The organism is Dyadobacter sandarakinus, from assembly GCF_016894445.1.
In the GTDB taxonomy this organism is placed as follows: domain Bacteria; phylum Bacteroidota; class Bacteroidia; order Cytophagales; family Spirosomataceae; genus Dyadobacter; species Dyadobacter sandarakinus.
Window position 1 is genome coordinate 3,048,799 of sequence record NZ_CP056775.1, and the last position, 20,018, is coordinate 3,068,816.

At 48.0% G+C, this 20,018-nt stretch carries 18 protein-coding genes and 2 tRNA genes; 6 read left to right on the forward strand and 14 right to left on the reverse strand.

Annotated elements, in window-relative coordinates:
* Window positions 1-4 precede the first annotated feature (4 nt).
* The 10 genes from HWI92_RS12235 to HWI92_RS12280 all read right to left on the reverse strand — a co-directional run bounded on the left by HWI92_RS12235 (window position 5) and on the right by HWI92_RS12280 (window position 5,962).
* Window positions 5-508 (reverse strand): hypothetical protein, encoded by a 504-nt coding sequence (locus HWI92_RS12235; protein WP_204655360.1) that lies wholly within the window; start codon window positions 506-508, stop codon window positions 5-7.
* A 40-nt stretch (window positions 509-548) separates the two neighbouring features.
* Window positions 549-1,739: a sulfite oxidase gene (locus HWI92_RS12240; RefSeq protein ID WP_204655362.1), complete on the reverse strand. Its 1,191-nt coding sequence runs from the start codon at window positions 1,737-1,739 to the stop codon at window positions 549-551.
* A 166-nt stretch (window positions 1,740-1,905) separates the two neighbouring features.
* Window positions 1,906-2,133, reverse strand: coding sequence for a hypothetical protein (locus HWI92_RS12245; protein WP_204655364.1), 228 nt, complete (start codon window positions 2,131-2,133; stop codon window positions 1,906-1,908).
* Window positions 2,134-2,340: 207 nt separating this feature from the next.
* Window positions 2,341-2,673 (reverse strand): carboxypeptidase-like regulatory domain-containing protein, encoded by a 333-nt coding sequence (locus HWI92_RS25625; RefSeq protein WP_204655372.1) that lies wholly within the window; start codon window positions 2,671-2,673, stop codon window positions 2,341-2,343.
* 231 nt (window positions 2,674-2,904) lie between these two features.
* Window positions 2,905-2,978, reverse strand: a tRNA-Ala gene (locus HWI92_RS12255).
* A 119-nt stretch (window positions 2,979-3,097) separates the two neighbouring features.
* Window positions 3,098-3,274 (reverse strand): hypothetical protein, encoded by a 177-nt coding sequence (locus tag HWI92_RS12260; RefSeq protein ID WP_204655374.1) that lies wholly within the window; start codon window positions 3,272-3,274, stop codon window positions 3,098-3,100.
* Window positions 3,275-3,345: 71 nt separating this feature from the next.
* Window positions 3,346-3,870 (reverse strand): 3'-5' exonuclease, encoded by a 525-nt coding sequence (locus HWI92_RS12265; RefSeq protein ID WP_204655376.1) that lies wholly within the window; start codon window positions 3,868-3,870, stop codon window positions 3,346-3,348.
* A 116-nt stretch (window positions 3,871-3,986) separates the two neighbouring features.
* On the reverse strand, window positions 3,987-5,009 hold the full coding sequence (locus tag HWI92_RS12270) for an energy transducer TonB (protein ID WP_204655378.1): 1,023 nt from the start codon (window positions 5,007-5,009) through the stop codon (window positions 3,987-3,989).
* Between the two features lie 38 nt (window positions 5,010-5,047).
* Window positions 5,048-5,401 (reverse strand): PadR family transcriptional regulator, encoded by a 354-nt coding sequence (locus HWI92_RS12275; RefSeq protein WP_204655380.1) that lies wholly within the window; start codon window positions 5,399-5,401, stop codon window positions 5,048-5,050.
* Between the two features lie 90 nt (window positions 5,402-5,491).
* Window positions 5,492-5,962, reverse strand: a complete 471-nt coding sequence (locus HWI92_RS12280) for an Lrp/AsnC ligand binding domain-containing protein (protein WP_204655384.1) — start codon at window positions 5,960-5,962, stop codon at window positions 5,492-5,494.
* A gap of 889 nt (window positions 5,963-6,851) precedes the next feature.
* On the opposite strand from HWI92_RS12280, the gene HWI92_RS12285 reads away from it, so the two are divergent.
* The gene (locus HWI92_RS12285) at window positions 6,852-8,153 is read left to right on the forward strand and encodes an amidohydrolase/deacetylase family metallohydrolase (RefSeq protein ID WP_204655386.1); all 1,302 of its coding nucleotides are present in this window, start codon (window positions 6,852-6,854) and stop codon (window positions 8,151-8,153) included.
* A gap of 19 nt (window positions 8,154-8,172) precedes the next feature.
* On the forward strand, window positions 8,173-9,840 hold the full coding sequence (locus tag HWI92_RS12290; protein WP_204655388.1) for a selenocysteine synthase: 1,668 nt from the start codon (window positions 8,173-8,175) through the stop codon (window positions 9,838-9,840).
* A 61-nt stretch (window positions 9,841-9,901) separates the two neighbouring features.
* Here HWI92_RS12290 and HWI92_RS12295 read toward each other — a convergent pair whose 3' ends face one another.
* The 3 genes from HWI92_RS12295 to HWI92_RS12305 all read right to left on the reverse strand — a co-directional run bounded on the left by HWI92_RS12295 (window position 9,902) and on the right by HWI92_RS12305 (window position 13,438).
* Complete coding sequence (locus tag HWI92_RS12295) at window positions 9,902-11,374, reverse strand: tetratricopeptide repeat protein (RefSeq protein WP_204655390.1); 1,473 nt, start codon at window positions 11,372-11,374, stop codon at window positions 9,902-9,904.
* 112 nt (window positions 11,375-11,486) lie between these two features.
* Window positions 11,487-12,236, reverse strand: a complete 750-nt coding sequence (locus HWI92_RS12300) for a zinc ribbon domain-containing protein (RefSeq protein ID WP_204655392.1) — start codon at window positions 12,234-12,236, stop codon at window positions 11,487-11,489.
* A 101-nt stretch (window positions 12,237-12,337) separates the two neighbouring features.
* Entirely contained in the window at window positions 12,338-13,438 is a 1,101-nt protein-coding gene (locus HWI92_RS12305) for a Nif3-like dinuclear metal center hexameric protein (protein ID WP_204655395.1), read from the reverse strand.
* Between the two features lie 148 nt (window positions 13,439-13,586).
* On the opposite strand from HWI92_RS12305, the gene HWI92_RS12310 reads away from it, so the two are divergent.
* Window positions 13,587-13,660, forward strand: a tRNA-Asp gene (locus tag HWI92_RS12310).
* Between the two features lie 199 nt (window positions 13,661-13,859).
* Entirely contained in the window at window positions 13,860-14,042 is a 183-nt protein-coding gene (locus HWI92_RS12315) for a hypothetical protein (RefSeq protein ID WP_204655396.1), read from the forward strand.
* Window positions 14,043-15,414: 1,372 nt separating this feature from the next.
* Here the strand turns inward: HWI92_RS12315 and HWI92_RS12320 are convergent.
* Entirely contained in the window at window positions 15,415-16,329 is a 915-nt protein-coding gene (locus tag HWI92_RS12320) for an NAD(P)/FAD-dependent oxidoreductase (protein ID WP_204655398.1), read from the reverse strand.
* A gap of 258 nt (window positions 16,330-16,587) precedes the next feature.
* Between HWI92_RS12320 and HWI92_RS12325 the strand changes: the two genes are divergently transcribed.
* Together HWI92_RS12325 and HWI92_RS12330 are read left to right on the forward strand one after the other, a co-directional pair.
* Window positions 16,588-19,464, forward strand: coding sequence for a PVC-type heme-binding CxxCH protein (locus tag HWI92_RS12325; RefSeq protein WP_204655399.1), 2,877 nt, complete (start codon window positions 16,588-16,590; stop codon window positions 19,462-19,464).
* 80 nt (window positions 19,465-19,544) lie between these two features.
* Window positions 19,545-19,985, forward strand: a complete 441-nt coding sequence (locus HWI92_RS12330) for a VOC family protein (protein WP_204655401.1) — start codon at window positions 19,545-19,547, stop codon at window positions 19,983-19,985.
* The last annotated feature ends 33 nt before the right edge of the window (window positions 19,986-20,018 follow it).

The window sequence follows — 20,018 nt, forward strand, 5'->3', positions numbered from 1 at the left end:
CAGGTTAGGCAAAATCACTTTCCGGCCCGTACTGCTTCAAGATTCGGGTTATTTCACTAATGCAGTTTTGTTTATTCGCGTGACTTCCAGCCGGGTAAGGGACGACCAGTAGCGACTGTACGGACCTTATATTCGGCTGCCCCAGAGCACTTTCAACAAAGGCCGTTATCTCTTTCATCAACACAACCACGATCTCGGGATTCATTTCATTGATCCGGCTGGACAGCGATGCTACCGCGCTTTTTCTACCTTCCAAACGTGCTTGCCTGTTGGTTTTGTCCAGTGGGGCCTGGCTCAAATGGTCCAGGAAACAGCCGATTGACTTAAAGAACTTTATAAAGTCTTCCGGCGAGTTAAAGTTGCCGTAGACTATTTCAAAAGCGTTCCTGATCGTTCGATATAAATTGGTATTACCATGATAAAAATGCTTCTCGCCGCCGCCAGGGGCCTCCGCGACAAAAAGCATTTTTACCTGATCAGGTCGATAAATCTGAGAGATGGCTAGCATGGTCTAATAAAATACAGTTTAAATTATGGAATATGGACTTCTATCCTATTTCAACCTCCATTGCCACGGTTTTATTGACCATGTAGGTTCGTCGGTCGGGATCGTGCTTATCGGGCTGGACACGCCCATCGGAATCGGTAGCACGGACCAAAATCCCCGCCGTTGACGGCTTAGAAGGCACTTGCCAATTGAATTCCCATAGACGCCATACATTTGGGATCTCCGTGTCCAACAGTTTGACGTCCTGCCAGCTCAGTCCATTATCTGTACTTATTTCGACTTTAATAACTGACTTCTCGCCACACCAGGCTGCCCCATGGACGCGGTATGGTTTGCCAGCAGGAACAACCTCATGTAGCATGGGCCGTGCGATTTCCGCCTTTGCTTCGACTGCCGTAACTGCGGTAAGCGTCGGCTGGTTGGCTTGCCTTTTCCAATATGCATATTCAATAGTCTGCCAATACCCCTCGAAAGGCTTGCTTGTCGCAATAATGTTGGTGAGCCATTTGATGGATGCCATACCGTACCAACCCGGTATGATCGCCCGGACAGGGTACCCATGAGCAATGGGAAGATCTTTGCCGTTCATTTGGTAGGCAATCAGCACATTTGCTTCCAGTGCTTTTTTGAGAGAAATGCTTCGGGCGAAATGTATCTCCCCAGGCGACCTGGGTTCTTCCGTGATTTCCCCCTTGTCAGCCCCTTCAAGGATAATTTCTAAAACATCCGCATTCAATCCCGCTTTTTCTAGCAATGCGGACAGCGGTACGCCTGTCCATTCAGCGTTACCAACCGCACCCTGCTCCCATAAAAGCCCCTTGACTTTCGGGGCCAGTTTGGCCCTACCGTTACCGGCGCATTCCAATGTCGCCATCACGGTCTTCGATGGCATTTTACGAAGCTCATCATACGAAATGGTGATTGCTCTTTTTACATCGCCCGTTATTGACAATTTCCAGACGTCAGGATCAAGCTTCGGAAATGGGAAGTGGCTTCGGACAAAAAACTGGGCATTAGGGGTAATTCTTCCTTTTAATGTTGCAAAAGGGAATTCCAGGTTGGAAGGCTCTTTCTCCCTGGTAATCAAACCGGGAAATGCATCATTCTTTTCTATCAATGGTGTAGGTGCGAAAGGAAAAAGCGTTGTGCCCGCCATTGCAGGGACAACTCCGCTCAAAAATGCACGTCTTTGCATTTTCTTCTCAGCACGAATGGGGTTCTTGTCAGTCATAGTGTAAGTATCAAGTTTCTGTACTTATACTATAACTGTTCCAATTCAGTAACCGACAGTTGTCCCGTGTGATGCCAAACTTTCAAATGCGTGGTTGAAAGTCAGAAACCCGGTGTGGTCGGAAACTTCGTAGGGGTTTAGACTTTCTTCATTAATGGTAAAATCATTAGGGCAGCGTACCGAAACCAACCGGCGTCATCACGATCGGGCTCATCATCGCGCAGCTGAACCGTTGGTAAGTATACTTCGCCGAAACCGTCGTTTTATCGCTGATCAGGTATTTCACGACCGATGCCACCAGCAGTATTTTGTTGAAATCGGTTTTGTCAAATGAATTGGAAGTCATCCCCGTCACGTCCAGCCGGTACTGCAACTTGCCTTTTTTATCCAGCAAACCGTCCAGGTCTGCGGCCGGTAGAAATCCCAGTTGCCCACGATTGCATTAATGATGTAATGCTTCTTTCCGGTAGGCTGTTTGGTCAATACATTGAATGTACCAGCCGGGCCGCCGATGTTGTTCATAAAGCCGGAAGGACCTCTAATAAATTCGACGCGATCGATAATGCCGCATCTTCGGGCACCGGGCCGCGATTGATCGGTGTCAGGTACTTAGAGGTAACCTCCCTTCATCTAAATCCTGCCCAGAAGATTCTGCGAGTGGTATCTCGATGAAAGAATCGTTATCGTTGACTCTTACGATTTGTGTTACATAACCCAGGTAGCTGACACGAAGTTCTTTGATCTTCCCAGCGGATTGTAGTTCGAAACCTCCGTTGGCTCCCGTCGCTGTGCCGACCGACCCTGCTGTAATATTGACGCCAGCCAGTTGTTGCTTGCTAGTTGTATCTGTGACTTTTCCTTTTATCAGAAATTGGGCAAAAGACGATTGGCAATACAGGACTATTAGGAAAGCGAGAATATACCTGAATTGCATACTTGCCGGTGGATTGGGTCTAAGTAACTTCCGCAAGTTCGGGAAATTAAAATCTTGCCGCGATGATAGTGGTCAAATAAAAATATGTGAGGGTAAAAAACTTCAAGGAAGCGAGAAATCCGAGTCCGTATTCCAGTAAAACTGGCTAAAACTCGCTAAAAATGTTCGACCTATGTTCGACCTAAAGAAAAAAACCACTTACATTTTTTCTGTAAGTGGTTGATAATCAAGTGGAGAATATCGGATTCGAACCGACGACCTCTTGCATGCCATGCAAGCGCTCTAGCCAACTGAGCTAATCCCCCGTATCATTTGCACCAGACCGTGAGGCCTGCCCTTCGGGGAGTGCAAAGATGAATCAGAGTTTCTTTATAAACAAATGCGGAAAGCATATTTGCCGCAAAAAATTTAGGGATGCGATACGCTACCTGCGCCCGCCGCCAAATACCCGTGACAATGCCCAGATTACGATAGCAATGATGGCTACAACCAGGATGATACCTGTCCAGACGCCGGTTTTAAAGATATCGCCTACCATCTGGCAGCTGGTAAAAGAAACGGCTATCAGCAGTACAACAAGGAAGTTAATGAAGGCTTTCATGTAGTGAATATTTAGGTTGAATATGGTGTCGGATGATAAAAAATCGTTCCAACCAACGTTCACCCTTTCCGCTACACGCAGGAAACACTTGGGATCAGCTTTTGCCGGTCGTGCATGAGCAGCTTTTCAAAGAGCTGCACCGTTGCATGTGCATCCCCATGGGCCCGGTGCCTGTTTTCAATGATAATTTCCAGGCTTTCACAAAGATTACCGAGGCTGTACGATTTGAGGCCCGGAAATATTTTCCTGCTCAATTGCACCGTGCAAAGCACGTCGCGCTGAAAATATTCGTCCCACGTACCAAATTCACGCTTGATAAAACCATAGTCAAACCGTGCATTATGTGCTACAAACCAGGCATCTTTGGTAATGGTCCGCACCAGATCCTGCACCTCGCTGAATGTAGGGGAATCACGGACCATTTCATTATCAATACCCGTGAGCCTGGTAATAAATGGCGGAATGTATATTTCGGGATTAATCAGCGAGTGGAACATATCCACCACCTGCGTACCATCGTGCCGCAATACCGCAATTTCTGTAATACGTGCTCCTCCCCCTCCTCCTGTCGTCTCAATATCTACAATGGCGTACATGCAAAAACTTTCTTATTTCGCTTTTTTTTAAATACAAAAAAACAAAAAAATCCCCGCTTTCGCGAGGATTTCACTCAATAACAGGGAGGCATTTACGCAATGCCGGAAGTTGTGTTTTAATTGAGCTGAAATGCAATCGGCAGGGTAAACCTTACTTTTACCGGCACGCCGGACTGCTTGCCGGGCATCCAGTTCTGCATGAGCTTCACTACACGTACGGCTTCTTCATCACACCCAAATCCAATTCCTTTGATAGCTGATACGTTTTCAACCTTCCCATCGGATCCAACAGTAAATTCTACAAAAACCTTTCCCTCAATACCAGCTTTGGCAGCCTGAGCCGGGTATCTCAGATTTTTGCGAAAGAAATCACCCATCGCTGCTGTACCGCCGCGGTACTCGGGAGCTTGCTCTGCAAAGCTGAAAACTTCTTCTTTTTTAGGCTCAAAGGGCACGAAGGCATCATGGCCGTTTCCAGGCATTACGGCTACCGGCGGTGGCACGATATCCAGACCTTCCACACCTTCTGCTGTAAATTCGCCAGGCTGGGCTTTCGCTAGATCATCGACGGTGGGCGGCATATGCTCCACTTTTACCCGGTCGTCCGGCACTACTTCCAGGTTAACAGATCTTACGGTTTTTTGCGCAGGGGTAGGCTCAGGCTCCTTGGGCTTCTGCGTTTCTTCCAGCTTGATGTCCACAGGTGCCACTTCTACTACAAAAGCAACATCACCCGGCTTTTTCTCCGGTACGAGTCGCGCATAAAGGTTAGGCAGCATGACCATCAGCAGAAAGATCGTCACACCCATAATTACCGAACGCTGCATGGTCTGCCCGTAGTTTTTGCGGAGGTCGTAGGCACCGTACAGCTTATTACGGCCTTCAAAGACGATGTCATTCATTGATTTTTCCATGGCTAACAGATTTTTATGGTCCACACTCAGATTCAAAAGCACCTGTCGGTCTGCATTATCCAGCAGTTCATGATAAATCTGCTCAAAAGGTTTTCCATCCCACAAACCCTCTTCTGCCTCGCAAGCCATGTGATCAAGGATCTCCGGCATAAGTCCGGGATCCAGCTTACTGGCACGCAGATATTGTTCAATCAAGTCGATCCGGTTTTTTTGAAGGCGTTTCATCGGACAATCTGTTTAGATTTCAACCATGTAAAGACAAGTTATTCGGTAGCCAGGCTCCTGGGAGCCAGCAAAAGTTTTACTGCTTCTATAAAACGTTCAAGATCAGTGGTTTTAGTACGGGCTGTTTCATTTCCATTGCTTGTAAGCGAATAGTATTTCCGCAGCCTGCCGTCTACTTCCACTGACTCTGTGATCAGCAGTCCTTCCTGTTCCAGCTTATGTAATACGGGATACAATGCACCGAATGTCAGCGATATGGCACCGCTGGTTCTGTCCTTAACTTCCTGCGTGATTTCGTAGCCATACATGCGGTCTTTTTCAGCCAGGAGTGTCAGCACGATCGTCTTCAGCGTTCCACGCACAAATTCGTTGCTGGTTGTGTTATTTTCCATATCAAAATGTTTACATACAAATGTATATATAAGTTTTTTATATATACAAATATGCGAAAAAATTATTTTCGGGAATGTTGATGGTATAGGTCAGACTTCAGAGAGCGGTATTGAGCGGTTGATACGCTCTTCCAGGGAAATAAAAGTCTCCGTGCGCTGAATGCCGTTTACCTTCTGAATTTTATCGTGCAGGATTTCACGCAGGTGTCCGGTATCCCGGCAGACGATTTTAAGGAAAATACTGTAAATACCGGTTGTATAATGAATATTAACCACCTCGGGAATATTTTCCAGCTCGGTCGCTACCTGCTCGTATAAAGAACTTTTATCCAGATAAATACCAAGAAATGCACTGATGTCCCAGCCAAGCTTTGCCGGGTCAATTACCAGCTGCGAGCCTTTGACAATACCCATTTGTTCAAGCTTTTTCATTCGCACATGCACCGTACCGCCGGATACGAATACCCGTTTTCCGATTTCAGTATAAGGCAGGGCAGCATTCTCGATCAGCAGCGAAAGTATGCGAAGATCAGTATTATCGATATCAGAATATTTCTGCATCCACTAGTCTGGTTTGAATTTTTGCTAATTATCAGAAGCAAAATATGAAAAAATCGTAAATTTTCACTTTTTCTAATGAAAATACTTCATATTTAAATTCATTCGCCTTAGCTTTGCAGAACAATTCAGGCAATCGTGAATGTATATTTACTTTTGTGAATTGGAAATCACATTGTAGGGTGATGAAACTGGCAGCCATGCCCTCCTGTCTCGGGGGTGGTGATCAAGGGATAAACGCGGCATAATGCCGACTTACGTCGACTGGGGTGGACCACCAACAGTATTTGTACCGTAGCTAACCGCACCGTGGGTGGTTCGAATCCCCCTCCTACAGCAAAAAAAACTTGACAAGCGAATTTTTTCGTATTAGTTTTATTTGGTTTTTAGTTTGTTGATGAAGTGTAATTTGACACGCGGGTTCATTTTGAAATCTGCGTGTTTTTTTATGTAAATACAGCTCATCTGCGATCCTTTCCTCCGGGCATCTCGCTCCTGAACTTCTCCCCCGCCCCATAATATCGCAAGTGACTTTACCCTGCCGCGTCGCTTTTACGACATTGCTTCTTGTATCAGGTGAAAAGATCATGTACTGCATTGGCTGGTAAGTTGTGCCGTAGTTACTTACATCTTGATGATGCAGGTTGTTCTTTCTAGAAAATTGTGCCAGCCTGTTTGCCACCGCAGCCTATCTAACCTTGTTTCTTACCGTAAGAATAAGAAAAGAATAAGCTTTGATTTATCCGGCCTGCAAAACAAAAAGTATCTTCCTTGAACAAAGCGTAAGCAGAAATTTGCAGCTTTTGGCTTATGACAAAAAAGAGCTGCCGATATTTGGGGCGATTTAGCATTTAAAATCAAAGAAAGTTTATCCTAAACAACCTTAATCCTTATGAAAGTTAATGCATTGATCATGCTGGCATTGCTGTGCATCCTGTTCAAACCGGCCTGGTCGCAGGAAAAAAAGTATAGCATACTGATCAAAGGTGGTCACGTACTTGACCCGAAAAACAACATTGATGCCGTGATGGACGTCGCCATCGAAGGTACACCCGGCGGTGATGACGGAAAGATTGCCGCAGTAGCCAAAAACATTGATCCTGCGCTTGCTGCACAGATAGTGGATGCCAAAGGCCTGTATGTTACCCCTGGATTGATCGACATCCATGTGCATTTTTTCTGGGGAACTGATTTGCAGGGTACTTATCGCAATGGTCCCAATGCTTTGCCGGCAGACGGTTTTACATTCCGCAGCGGCGTAACTACGGTTGTGGATGCGGGCAGTTCGGGCTGGAAAACCTTTGAAACGTTTAAAAAACAAACCATTGATCTCTCCAAGACGCGTGTGCTCGCCATGCTGAATATTGTAGGGGAAGGTATGGCAGGCGGCAAATTCGAAAACAGCCTGGATGAAATGGATGCGGCAAAAACCGCAGAAATGGCAAAAAAATACCCGAATGATGTCGTGGGCGTAAAGCTTGCACATTTCAGCGGTCACGATTGGACTCCTACTGACCGGGCCATAGAGGCGGCGCGACTGGCGGACATCCCGATCATGGTGGATTTTGGGAGTGCAAACCCGGTACTTTCCCTCGAAGAGCTGTATCTCAAAAAGTTTCGCGCAGGCGACATCTACACGCATTGTTTTGGCGGAAACAGCAACAACAGCGGTCGCGGCCGCGAATCTATTGTAGATGTGAGTACCAATAAGGTAAAACCCTACGTACTGGAAGCGCGGAAAAAGGGTGTGATTTTTGATGTAGGGTTTGGAGGCGCCAGTTTCTTGCTGGCCCAGGGACAGCCTGCGATAAAGCAGGGTTTTTATCCCAACTCCATCAGCACCGACCTGCACACCAGCAGTATGAACGGACCAATGAAGGACATGAACAACATCATGTCGCTCTTTATGGCCATGGGTATGGACTTCAAAAGTGTGATCACAGCCAGTACCTGGAACCCTGCCCGGGAAATCAAACGTGAAAACCTCGGTAACCTTTCCGTAGGCTCAGTGGCAGACGTAGCCGTACTTAACCTGCGTGACGGAGATTTCGGTTTCTATGCACGCGACGGTAAGATCAAGGGTAAAAAGCGCATTGAAACCGAGGCCACCATCAAAGGCGGCAGTATCGTATACATGCTGAATGCAAGAGTAGAACCTGTCAACCTGCCACGGCCTGAACCCGCACGCAAATAACCTTTTTGAAAAACATATTATGAAACGCAGAGAAATACTGAAAGAACTCAGTCTGCTTCCGCTGGCCGGCGGGGCAGTGGATATCCTGGCCGATCACGGAAAGAAAAGCTTCGGCCTCAACAAGGCAGCGGCACAGGTAGGGGCCGCCGGACCGCTCAAAGCCGGACCGCAGATTTATCAATCTATCGGCGTAGAACCTATCATCAATTGCCGCGGTACTTTCACCATCATCGGTGCATCTATCGAGCTACCCGAAGTACGGCAGGCGATGGAGTATGCATGCCAGTACAATGTGCAGATTGACGAGCTTGCCTTTGGTGTTGGTCAACGGCTGGCGGAAATTACCGGAGCTGAATGGGGCATGGTATCAGCAGGCTGTGCGGCGGGTATGAATGAAGTGACAGCGGGCATTATTTCGGGCGGAAACCCCGAAAAACTTATCCGTATTCCCAATCTGGAAGGCTTTGAAAAAACAGAAGTAATTATCCCACGCTCATCCAGAAACGTATATGACCATGCGATCCGTAACTGCGGCGTCAAAATCATAACGGTTGAAACTATTGACGAGCTGAAAGGTGCAATTAATCCCCGCACGGCGATGATTTACATGATGCCCGGCCGAGATCCCTGGACGGTAGAGAATGTTGCAAAAATAGCCAATCCGGCCAATGTGCCAATCCTCGTGGATGCCGCGGCAGAGCGCCTTACCATCCCGAACATCCACCTGAAGGCCGGTGCCTCCATTGTAGCATACAGTGGCGGAAAAGTATTAAGAGGACCGCAATGCGCAGGATTAATGCTGGGTAAAAAAGACATCCTGATGTCGGCCTGGCAGGCAAGCGCGCCGCACCATGGACCCTGCCGCGACAACAAGATCGGCCGTGAAGAAGTCATCGGGATGCTGGCTGCCGTGGAATCCTGGGCTACCCGCGATCACAAGGCTGAAATGAGAACCTGGGTATCGTGGCTGGAAAATATTTCAAAACGGCTTTCGGGTATACAAGGCGTGAACATCAACATCCGCCAGCCCGAAGAAGGAGCACTCGATAATGCGACTCCCGTCATGACCGTATCGTGGGATCCTACCAAACTTTATATTACAGGACAGGAAGTGGCCGACGAGCTGCAAACCACCAAGCCGCGGGTGGCGGTAGGTTCCGGGCGCCGGGGTACCGCAGCAGATACAAATGCCGCTCCCACAACTTCCATCACCCTGGCTTCGTACATGATGGGACCCGGCAATGACAAGATCGTAGGCGACCGCATTCATGAAATCCTCACACGCAAGCGGAGCGAGCCTAAAGCCAGTGTCGAGATGAAAGCTCCTGCTGCGGATATCAGCGGCAGATGGGACGTCAGCATTGAGTTTTACACCAGCAAAAGCAGCCATACTTTCATTATCGAAAAACAGGATGGCAACTTTTTGACAGGTACCCACAAAGGCGATTTTGCCACCCGTGAGCTGCTCGGAAACATCGACGGCGATGAAGTACGCTTTCAGAGCCGGTACAGCGTGCCGGGCGATAATGTGGTCATGACGTTTTATGGAAAACTTTCCGGTGATACTATTACCGGCGAGATTGATATGGTGGAATATGTGAATGCCCGCTTTACTGCCAAGAAGGTAACTTACCCGGGCAGCCGCCAGCGGATTAACATTCCAGCAGGGCGTCCATTATCTACCTAATTTCTGGTTTTACTAAAAGCAAAATACCGGCCCGGAGAACAGGCCGGTATTTTGCTTTAGTTTAGTCCCCTAACGCTGTCAGTGCAGCCCGTGCTTTATTGTCGATGCTGTTTTTATATTCATGTTTTTTGAACGACATCGCCTCCTGAAAGTAAGACTTGGCTCTGGCATTCTGCCGGTTTGACAACCATATATAGCCAAGCTGCAAAGCCGAGGATGCCGCAAAGCCCGGTGCCGGTTTGCGCCCCAGTAACAATGCACGCTCATAGTATAGTACAGCTGTTTCCGGCTTGTCCATTTTATGAAGAATGCGTGCCTTGCGGTAGTTCAGTTCACATTTTTCCTCCTGTGTGTCAAATGATTTTTCGTCCAGAGCTGCCACTATTTTCCAAGCTTCGGAAAGGTAACCTCCGTCAGTCGCATATCTGGCGCGGTAGAGCACTTTCTGGCGTGCATTGATTTTCCCGGACAGGTATGCCTCGGCCACACGCTGGGCAAACTGATCTGCCTCAATGATGGTACTTCCCTGCGACGCTGCTTTTTCTGCATATTGCCGGGCATTCTTCTCATCATCATCCAGCCACAAGCACAAAAACTGTTTGAAATAGCTATCCCTGACGTAATTGAATCCTTTGTAATTTTTCAAAAACGAGCGATAATGGCCCAGTGCCTGCGCGTATGCCCCCTTCTGTAAAAGAATCTCGGCTTTCAGATATTCAAGAAATGGAAACGCCATGTATGCATCACCCTGAGGGGCACTGGCCAGGTACTGCCACGCATCACTGCTTTTACCCTCTTTCATCAGGGTTGTTGTTGTAAAAAAATGCAGCAGCAGGTTATCAGGCTCTTCTTTGGGCCACTCCCGTACCCTCGCCAGCTGGGATGCGGAAAGTCCAAGCGTATAGGCATGAAGCAGAATATCCGTCAGTTCCGCCTCCTGCCTGAACATAGGCTCTTCACGCACAACGGTTCGTATTTCGGCAATACCTGCCTGAATATTGCCTTTCAAACCCAGGATCCGGGCTACCCAGCCATAATTCTCGGGTATGGAGCCGATCAGCACATGCAGCAGGCCGAGTGATTTAAGTGTGGGTACAAAGTCCGGAAACTTCCGTCGGTTTTCTTCCAGCAGCCGGTAGGCGCGGATGATCTCCCAGGATCCATTCAGTTCATTGCCGAATTTCAGTTTGGCAAATGCCCAGTGCAGCCTGATCTCAGCCTGAAAAAACCGCTTGAATGGAGCATTGTCCGGCAGCGTGCCTATGATGGCAAGTCGCTTGTCCTCCTGTGCCGATAAGGTCTTGAATGCATTTTTATCCTCCGAAATGAGCAAATAATGCAGGTCGGCATAGTTGTCGAGGTAACTGAGGAAAGCATTGTCGGGTGCTACGGCGCGCTCGGCATCAATCAGCTGCCGGGCCGTGTTCAGGCGCAGTTTCTGAATGTCGAAATACGCTTTTTGCAGCCGGGGGGTGAAGTTAACGGTAGTGGCAAATGCATGAGGTACAGCCAGCAGCAGCAAAGCTGCAACCATGCAGCCTAGATGCCGGAAGCGATCTCGTCTTTTAAAAAAAATTACAATCATTGACGAACATAAAAAAAGGTTGCCTGTAAAGACAACCTTTCCTGTAAAGTATGATGACAGATTATCTGCGGTTCTGATGTACCGGCTCAACGCTTTCCACGTCTGCCAGGATACGGCCGCAGTGCTCGCAAACAATCAGTTTTTTACGCTCACGGATATCAGCCTGACGCTGGGGAGGCACGATGCTGAAACATCCGCCGCATGCACCCCGTGAAACGTGAACTACTGCCAGTCCGTTCATGGAGTTGTCACGGATTTTTTGGTAGGATTTCAGCAGGCGATCTTCAATTTTGACGATGTGCTTTTCTCTTTCCGCGATCAGTGCTTGTTCCTCCGCTTCGCTCTCTCCCGTAATAACCGAAAGTTCGCCTTTTTTTGCTTTCAGGTCTTCGTTCCGCTCGTTCAGGGTAGCTTCGGCACGGTTTGCATCCTCTTCAATCAGGCGGATACGGGCACGTGCTTCATTCATTTTTTTCTCAGCAAGCTGCATGTCCAGCTCCTGTAGCTCGATTTCTTTGGTAATCGCATCATACTCACGGTTATTGCGAACATTCATTTGCTGATCTTTATATTTTTTGATCAGCTTTTCGCCGTCTTTCTGAGCGCTTTTGAAGTTGTCGATTTCCGTGTTCAGGTTGGCAATTTCGCTTCTAAATTTTCCAAGACGCGTTTCGATGCCGATGATTTCATCTTCCAGGTCGCGCACTTCCTCAGGAAGGTCGCCACGCGTCTTGCGGATTTCGTCAAGGCTTGAATCAATTTCCTGCAATTTCAGGAGAGCGTCTAGTTTTTGTGCGATTGTATTTTCCATGTATGTTTTAATGGAGTTGTTTCAATGCGTTGTAAGTGAAGAAAATGTCAGGAGTTTGTTGCGGCAGATGAGCGGGAGAATGTACTGACAAACCTAGCATTTCAAACAAAATATCGGACCGGATTGGTGTTGACTTCTGACAAACAGAGTGCGAAATTACTAAATTTCTCTGATAAATAATTATATAGTAAATCTTTAGTATACACTTCACTTTCATAGTGCCCGATGTCACAAATCATGGCCCTGCCCTCCGCATCAAAAAACTCGTGATACTTGTAGTCTGCGGTTACAAATGCATCCGCACCCGCCCTGAGCGCGGCCTGCAGAAGAAAGCTGCCCGCTCCTCCGCATACGGCTACGCGGGAAACCGGCCGGCCGGGAGCTTCGGTATGCCGGATGATCTGCAGGTTCATATTGCTTTTTAACATCTCTAAAAAACGCTCAGCCGGCACTGGCTCCGGCAACTCTCCTATTGCCCCGGCACCAACTTCCTGATTTTCGTTTTCAAGGCTGGTCAGGTAGTATGCCACTTCTTCATAGGGATGTACCCGTTTGAGCACGCCTACCATCTTCGCCGTCGTATGGGACGGAAACATGATTTCGGAACGGTTTTCAGCTACTGATTCTCGCTTTCCGGCTTTCCCGATTGCCGGATTGGCCTGGTCACTGGGTGTGAAGGTACCCGTGCCCGCAGCAGAGAAGCTGCATTCCGAATACTCCCCGATCCGGCCCGCTCCGGCCTCGTACAAGGCATCGAGCACAGCTTGTGTATGGTCAACCGGTGTAAAAAAGGTCATTTTTGTCAAAATGCCTTTTTTAGGGTCCAGTACCCTAACCTGCTGCAACCCGATTTTTTCTGCAATCATTTTATTGACTCCATGGTGGACATGATCGAGGTTGGTATGTGCGGCATAAATCGCAACGTGGTTACGGATGGCGCTGATGATGGTGCGCTCAACGTAATTTTTCCCGGTAAGCTGCTTAAGACCTTTGAAGATGACAGGGTGATGCGCAACAATCAGGTTGCAGTTACGGCGCAGGGCTTCTTCAATGACCGCTTCGGTAGTATCCAGTGCAATCAGTACGCCCGTAACCTCATCTCCCGGTGATCCGACGAGCAGACCTGCATTATCATAACTTTCCTGATACGAAGGCGGAGCAAGCGTTTCCAGAGCAGCGATAACCTCTTTAATTTTCGTCATTTTTTTTGAGTTTGCAACAAATTCATTTTCAAACCTTTCCCGTCCAGGCAAAAAATTATTTGCAAATAAATGACAAAAAAGTCTGCCCAGGACTTGCACTGAAAACAAATCGTACTACTTTTGCACCACGTTATCACTGAAACGAAACGGTTTGGTAGTTCAGCTGGTTAGAATACATGCCTGTCACGCATGGGGTCGCGGGTTCGAGTCCCGTCCAGACCGCCGACAATGAAAAGCTTACTCAGTGACGTAAAAGCAGAACCTTGTGGGTTCTGCTTTTTTCGTGTCTACCGGTATGGTATCCTGCTTCCAGGAATTCCGCATACCAGTCAACCAATTTTAGCTACCAGGTTGTGTACATCCCGTATATGGTAACTTTTTTGCAGAAGTAACCAACACTTAAACGCGAACATTTAATAGCATGCCGTGGTCTAAAAGCCACCGCTATTTTTTTTTAAAAGCAGAAGAAGCGATTCAGATCAACAAGCGGTTTATTGAGGCAGCCGAGAACCTTGTCAAAGAGGGAAAGGTGATGAGCCTGCGCGCTGCTGCAAGAGCTTGGTATGAGCACTTGTCATTACAACAACCGAAAGAACGATCCTGAGAAGCGAAGTGTCCAAATTGGGCATCATATGCAATCCTAACAAAATTTAATGTGAATGCGCATTGGATTTTAACTGAGGAAAATACTACCTTGTGATATAGTACTACATTCAAAGATCAAACATATTCGCAATAGGATTCCAGAAAATTTTAGACCCATAAAGATCAAAAACATGTACAACCTTTATAATGCCGAGTTGAATGTTGATAATGGGATATCAAAAAGGCCTTTTAAGGTATACTCCTATAAAAATGATCACTACCTGCACGACTTAGAAAAGAAGGTGTTGGTGAAGGTTGACACAGAAGAAAATCTAATGGATATGGAAGTCGTGCAAAGACTGTTTGCAAACTATCTGCTCACCAGACGGGAAGACTGACTACCAGTCATTATCCACCACGGATTGTTAAGTACCAGCTACCACCATACATGTTGCTGCCCTGAGCTGAGCGGGCGATAATGTAGGCATTATCCAATGTCCGTTATACCGGCAAGGATGCCGCTGCTGCATGCCAGCTGCACGATGGCTCCGGTAGAATGTATTTATTCTCGGACTTGAAATACCGAAGCACGCATTTAACAGGCTACTTATCAAGCAAACTCAGGGTAAAGCTGCAAAACGCAACTTCATCACGCCATTTAATATTACTGAAATCCATCAGGTCCGGTAAAGATCCGATGCAATGCCGTGCTGATCCGGCCAGTTGTAGTCATCTGAATATTCCTTGGCAAGCTTGGAGGTGAGATTGCGGGTAGGCTCTTAAAAGTATGCTGACTGAATCTCTGTCAAACAAAAAAGAGCGTGACATCATTGCCAGCCCTTTTTGAAATCTCTCACGCATCTCTTATGCAACGATCTACGATAAGTTCATTACTAAGGATCAATGCTAGCAATAATTTCCATCCAAGAGGATGTATCAATCATTAAGATAGTTCCTAAGCGATAACGCGCACACCCAAAGTAGTTTGATCTCATCTAATCGCGCGGATACTACACATATCAACGCTTTCACCCCATTTAGTTGAAGAGTGTGCTCCTTATTTGAGTCTTTAGCTAAAAATAATGAAATACCTCAACCTCTATCTTATGGAAATTGTACTTGCAATCGGATTCTTCATCTGTTTCTGCCTCTGGGTTTTTCGCACGGATATTATCAGTTGGATTGATAACTAAAATTTGAACATAAAGTGTAAGGGTATATAAAGGAGCCGGTTTTTAACTGGCTCTTTTTTTATTTGAAAATGTGTTGCATGCAATCTGCCTTTCCGGAACTGATATTGATTTCTGCAAAGTTGCGACAATTCCCCTCGCTGATTGCCCCCCCCATGCTCCGGCGTAAAGGTGCTTATTCCAGAATAGTCTACGCCATGCTCAGCGTGTATTTTTGTGCATAATCAGCTCCCTGCTGAGCATCGCGCCGGCCATAGTCCCTCCTGCTACAGACTGCGACACGGAGCGCATCGAATTCACATTGTCGCCTGCCGCAAAAATCCCCGGGATAGTAGTTCTGTTGAATGCATCGACCTGTATAAAACCCTCGGGCGTATGGGCGCAGCCCAGTATCTGCGGGATGCTGCAATGCTGCTCAAAGGGAACCCGGGCATACAAGGCATCCAATGCCTGGCTAGTACCATCGGCAAGTTCCACTGAGGAAATGTAGCCATTCTTATGCACGATCTTACGAATGGGAGATTCGTTAAGGCGGATTTGATTTCTTGTTAGAAGTGCACGCTTTTCTGCGGAAATATTGGCTTTGCCCTGTGTAAAAAGCGTAAGTTGCCCCGCCCAGTTTCTGATAAATACCGCATGCTCGGCACCTTCATCCCCGTTCATCATGATGCCGGTTTGCTTACCCCGGTATTCATATCCGTGGCAGTACGGACAATGGATCACAGAAATCCCCCAGCACTGCGACATACCCGGAATGTCGGGAAGCAAGTCACGGATACCGGTTGCAAAAAGAATTTTCCGCGCCTCAAAGGTGCTTCCGGACGTTGTTTTTACCACAAAATGATGGTCGTGCCCCTGCACCTTACTCACCTTGTCCTTCACGTGGTGTACCGTCGGGTATTTCAGAATCTGTTGTAATGCCTCGGCCGCAATACCTGCCGGAGAAGAACCATCCTGGGTCAGGAAGTTATGAGAGTGGGGAGTCTGCCGGTTGCAGGGTTCTCCGCTGTCGATGATGACGACGGACTGTATCGCCCGGCCCAGTGACAATGCAGCTGAAAGTCCGGCATAGCTGCCACCGACGATCACCACGTCGAGCATGTTGGATAGATTCATTGGACAGGATTATTAGTATTCCGCTTAAGATTCGGATATGGTTGCAAAGTCATTCTAAAATCATTTACAATCAATAAAAATTCCCGTATTCTACCTATTCCACAAATAAAACGATGTACTATATAGGTTGCACGTACACCCGGCAGCTTCCGTCTTCCCCGCTCCTCTCCCGCTGGATCCGGCATGATCAGTATAAGCCGGATTACAAGCTCTTTCAATTGACATATTATACGACTTTGCTATCCTAATTTCCACTGTATGATACGCTTATTTTGCTTACTTACCGCTGCATTACTGGCTGAGGTTGCATTCATTCCGGCAGGTTTTGCACAAAAAAACAAGTCTAACGCAGCTGTTGACACTTCCAATGTTGACCGCGATTATGCACTGGAAGCTACGATGCTGGGCTTTTTCGGGACCGACGGAGCCCGCAATCCAACCCTGCGGGCCAATAAGGGGGATAAGGTTCGCATCAAGATCACCAATGGCGAGCTGATGACCCACGACATTTCTCTCGAAAAGCTGGGATTGAAAAGCAAGGTGATTCTCGAAAAAGGATCCAGCACCAGCATTACCTTCACGGCCAAAGAAAGTGACACCTACTTCTGCTCTGTTCCTGGCCACCGGGCTGCGGGTATGGTAGGCAGTTTTGAAGTCGTGCAGGGTGAAATCAGCGACAAAACCATTGCAGGACAGCTTCCCCTGAAAAACGGAAAACCTTTAAACCTGAATTTTGAAACCGGTACGTTGCAGGACTGGACTGTGACCGGCGAAGCTTTCGCAAATGCAATCGTTTCCCAGGACCCTTCCCCTGTTCATGAAAAAGACATGCATATCGGCTTTGAAGGCACACACTTTATCAGCAGCGGCGGCTCGCTGAATGCCAGGCTTACCGGCACTCTTACCTCCGCATCTTTCAAGGTATCCCAGCCTTTTGCCGCTTTCCGTGTTTCCGGGGGTGCATTGCAGGATACCCGCGTGGAACTTGTGCTGGCAGGCAGCGACAGCGTTATTTACGATATTACAGGTTCGGGAAGGGCCACTTTGCAGCCTGCGGTGGTTGACCTGCAGCCTTATCTGAATCAGGAAATTTTTATCCGCATTATTGATAACGAAACCGGAATTTCACAAATCCCCTACATTCCCCACGATAAATGGGCTCACATCAACTTTGACGACTTTCTTTTCTATCCCAGCCGGCCGGAGTTTCCCAATGAGCTCAAACAGAAGGACATTATTATTCTTCCGCCTCTGGATCCGGTCCTTCATGCGGGCTTATCGGGCGTAAAGGCTGCGCAGGCGATGACACCGCCAAAAGGCTTCAAGGTAACATTGGCAGCATCGGAACCCGAGGTTGTTAAACCCATCAGCTTTACCATTGATGCCCGGGGAAGGCTCTGGGTAGTGGAAGGACATACGTACCCGGTACGGGCACCCGAGGGACAGGGCCGCGATCGTATCCTGATCCTGGAAGACACCGATGGTGACGGAACGCTGGACAAGAAAAAGGTTTTTACCGAAGGTCTGAACCTGGTGAGCGGCATTGAGGTCGGTATGGGCGGAGTGTGGCTGGGAGCAGCACCCAACCTGATGTTTATTCCTGTGGATGCCAAGAATGACAAACCTGCCGGACCTCCACAAATTTTGCTGGACGGCTGGGGCCTGCACGATACGCATGAGGTACTCAACAACCTGAGATGGGGACCTGATGGCTGGCTCTACGGAACGCACGGTGTGTTTACACATTCCAATGTAGGCAAACCCGGCGCACCCGATTCGGAGCGGACGAAGATCAATGCAGGCGTATGGCGGTACCATCCGACTATGCACAAGTTCGAAGTTTTTGCGGAAGGATCGAGCAATCCGTGGGGTATTGACTTCAATGATTTTGGCCATGCATTTATTACTGTTTGCGTGATTCCGCACATGTACCACACCATCCAGGGGGCACGGTACCAGCGCCAGGCCGGCAATCATTTCAATCCCTATACTTACGACGATATCAAAACCATCGGAGACCATGTGCACTGGGTGGGCGAGCGCGGGCCGCATGCGGGCAATTTCCGGTCGGCTTCGGCAGGTGGCGGACATGCCCATGCAGGAGCAATGATCTACCTGACCGACTCCTGGCCAAAGGAATACCGCAATGAAATTTTCATGAACAATATCAACGGTGCCCGGCTGAATGTGGATCATTTTGAAAAATCGGGCTCCGGCTACATTGCCTCTCACCGTCCTGATTTCATGGCCATGAACGATTCCTGGTCGCAGTGGCTCAACATGAAGTACGATGCCAGCGGATCGGTCTGGGCAATTGACTGGTACGACAAAAACCAGTGTCACAGCCCGAATCCCGACGTACATGACAAAACGATGGGACGTATTTTTAAAATCACCAGTGACAATGATAAATGGGTGAAGGTTGATCTGAATGCCGCATCGGATTTGGAGCTCGTGAACTATCAGCTTCACCGCAATGAATGGTACGTGCGCCAAGCGCGGACGATCCTTCAGGAGCGTGGACCCAATAAGAAGGTGCATAAAGCATTGAAGGAAATACTGGCCAACAATCCGGACGAAACCCGCAAGCTGCGCGCACTATGGACGCTCCACGTGACGAAAGGACTGACTGAAAAAGAGCTGGAAGCCTTGCTGTCGAACCAAAGTGAATATATACGGAGCTGGGCGATACAACTGCTTGCCGAGGACAATGATGTCAGCCCCGAAGCCTTGAAGCAGTTCGCAGAAATGGCCCGTACGGATTCATCAGCATTGGTCCGTCTGTACCTGACATCGGCCATGACGCGGCTTGTTCCCGCTCAGCGATGGGATGTTGTGGAAGCATTGATGCAGAAAGAAGAAGATAAAAACGACCACAATCTGCCGCTGATGGTATGGTATGCTGCCGAGCCACTGGCTGCGGTGAACATGAAACGTGCATTGCAAATGGCTGAAAAAGCAAGATTACCGAAGATCCTGCCTTACACCATCCAGCGGGTCGCAGCCATCAACACCGATGAGTCGAAAAAAATACTGGAAGAACTGAATCACAAGCTCGGCATGAACCATTCGCACGAACATCATGAAACCCAGATGCTGCTGGGTACATTGCTTGGCGGCAGTAAAGTGAAATAGCAGGGTAACCGGTCTATGCTCAGCATCAATTCCCTAACTTAGCCGGATATTATGTTCCAGGCATTTATCCATTGATTGTAATGATTAAAAAACTGATTTTTATTTTGATGCTCGCGCCGGCGATTGGTGCAGTGGCACAGACTAGCCCTACCAGCCTGGGCTTTACCGGCCTCAATCACATCGCTTTACATGTGAAAGACATGCCTGCAAGCAAAAACTTTTACCAGAATATCATGGGCCTGGCACCAATAGAAGTGCCCGACAGTCTGAAAGCGATCAGGGGTTGGTTCAACACCGGAAACGGACAGATGATCCACTTGCTGGCAGGTCGCACCGAACCCGTCGTGAATGATAAAAATGGCGGCCACTATGCTATTTTCGTACAATCCATCGCCAATGCGGAGCAATTTCTGACTGCGAAAAAGATCCCTTTTCACAAGCAGGTGCGGTTCGGGGGCGTGGTACAAATCTACTTTGCAGATCCGGACGGCTACCTGATAGAAATGAACGAAAAGAAATAACCGGTCGGACAGTTACCTTTTTCAATGTCTACG

Excerpts from the sequence above, each read along its gene's own strand:
- HWI92_RS12300 (WP_204655392.1), bottom strand. The coding sequence starts at position 12,236 with ATGGAAAATACAATCGCACAAAAACTAGACGCTCTCCTGAAATTGCAG.
- HWI92_RS12315 (WP_204655396.1), top strand. The coding sequence starts at position 13,860 with ATGCCGTGGTCTAAAAGCCACCGCTATTTTTTTTTAAAAGCAGAAGAA.
- HWI92_RS12290 (WP_204655388.1), top strand. The coding sequence starts at position 8,173 with ATGAAACGCAGAGAAATACTGAAAGAACTCAGTCTGCTTCCGCTGGCC.
- HWI92_RS12325 (WP_204655399.1), top strand. The coding sequence starts at position 16,588 with ATGATACGCTTATTTTGCTTACTTACCGCTGCATTACTGGCTGAGGTT.
- HWI92_RS12275 (WP_204655380.1), bottom strand. The coding sequence starts at position 5,401 with ATGGAAAATAACACAACCAGCAACGAATTTGTGCGTGGAACGCTGAAG.
- HWI92_RS12260 (WP_204655374.1), bottom strand. The coding sequence starts at position 3,274 with ATGAAAGCCTTCATTAACTTCCTTGTTGTACTGCTGATAGCCGTTTCT.
- HWI92_RS12295 (WP_204655390.1), bottom strand. The coding sequence starts at position 11,374 with ATGGTTGCAGCTTTGCTGCTGCTGGCTGTACCTCATGCATTTGCCACT.
- HWI92_RS12280 (WP_204655384.1), bottom strand. The coding sequence starts at position 5,962 with ATGCAGAAATATTCTGATATCGATAATACTGATCTTCGCATACTTTCG.
- HWI92_RS12235 (WP_204655360.1), bottom strand. The coding sequence starts at position 508 with ATGCTAGCCATCTCTCAGATTTATCGACCTGATCAGGTAAAAATGCTT.
- HWI92_RS12320 (WP_204655398.1), bottom strand. The coding sequence starts at position 16,329 with ATGAATCTATCCAACATGCTCGACGTGGTGATCGTCGGTGGCAGCTAT.
- HWI92_RS12285 (WP_204655386.1), top strand. The coding sequence starts at position 6,852 with ATGAAAGTTAATGCATTGATCATGCTGGCATTGCTGTGCATCCTGTTC.
- HWI92_RS12305 (WP_204655395.1), bottom strand. The coding sequence starts at position 13,438 with ATGACGAAAATTAAAGAGGTTATCGCTGCTCTGGAAACGCTTGCTCCG.
- HWI92_RS12330 (WP_204655401.1), top strand. The coding sequence starts at position 19,545 with ATGATTAAAAAACTGATTTTTATTTTGATGCTCGCGCCGGCGATTGGT.
- HWI92_RS12270 (WP_204655378.1), bottom strand. The coding sequence starts at position 5,009 with ATGAAACGCCTTCAAAAAAACCGGATCGACTTGATTGAACAATATCTG.
- HWI92_RS12265 (WP_204655376.1), bottom strand. The coding sequence starts at position 3,870 with ATGTACGCCATTGTAGATATTGAGACGACAGGAGGAGGGGGAGGAGCA.
- HWI92_RS12240 (WP_204655362.1), bottom strand. The coding sequence starts at position 1,739 with ATGACTGACAAGAACCCCATTCGTGCTGAGAAGAAAATGCAAAGACGT.
- HWI92_RS25625 (WP_204655372.1), bottom strand. The coding sequence starts at position 2,673 with ATGCAATTCAGGTATATTCTCGCTTTCCTAATAGTCCTGTATTGCCAA.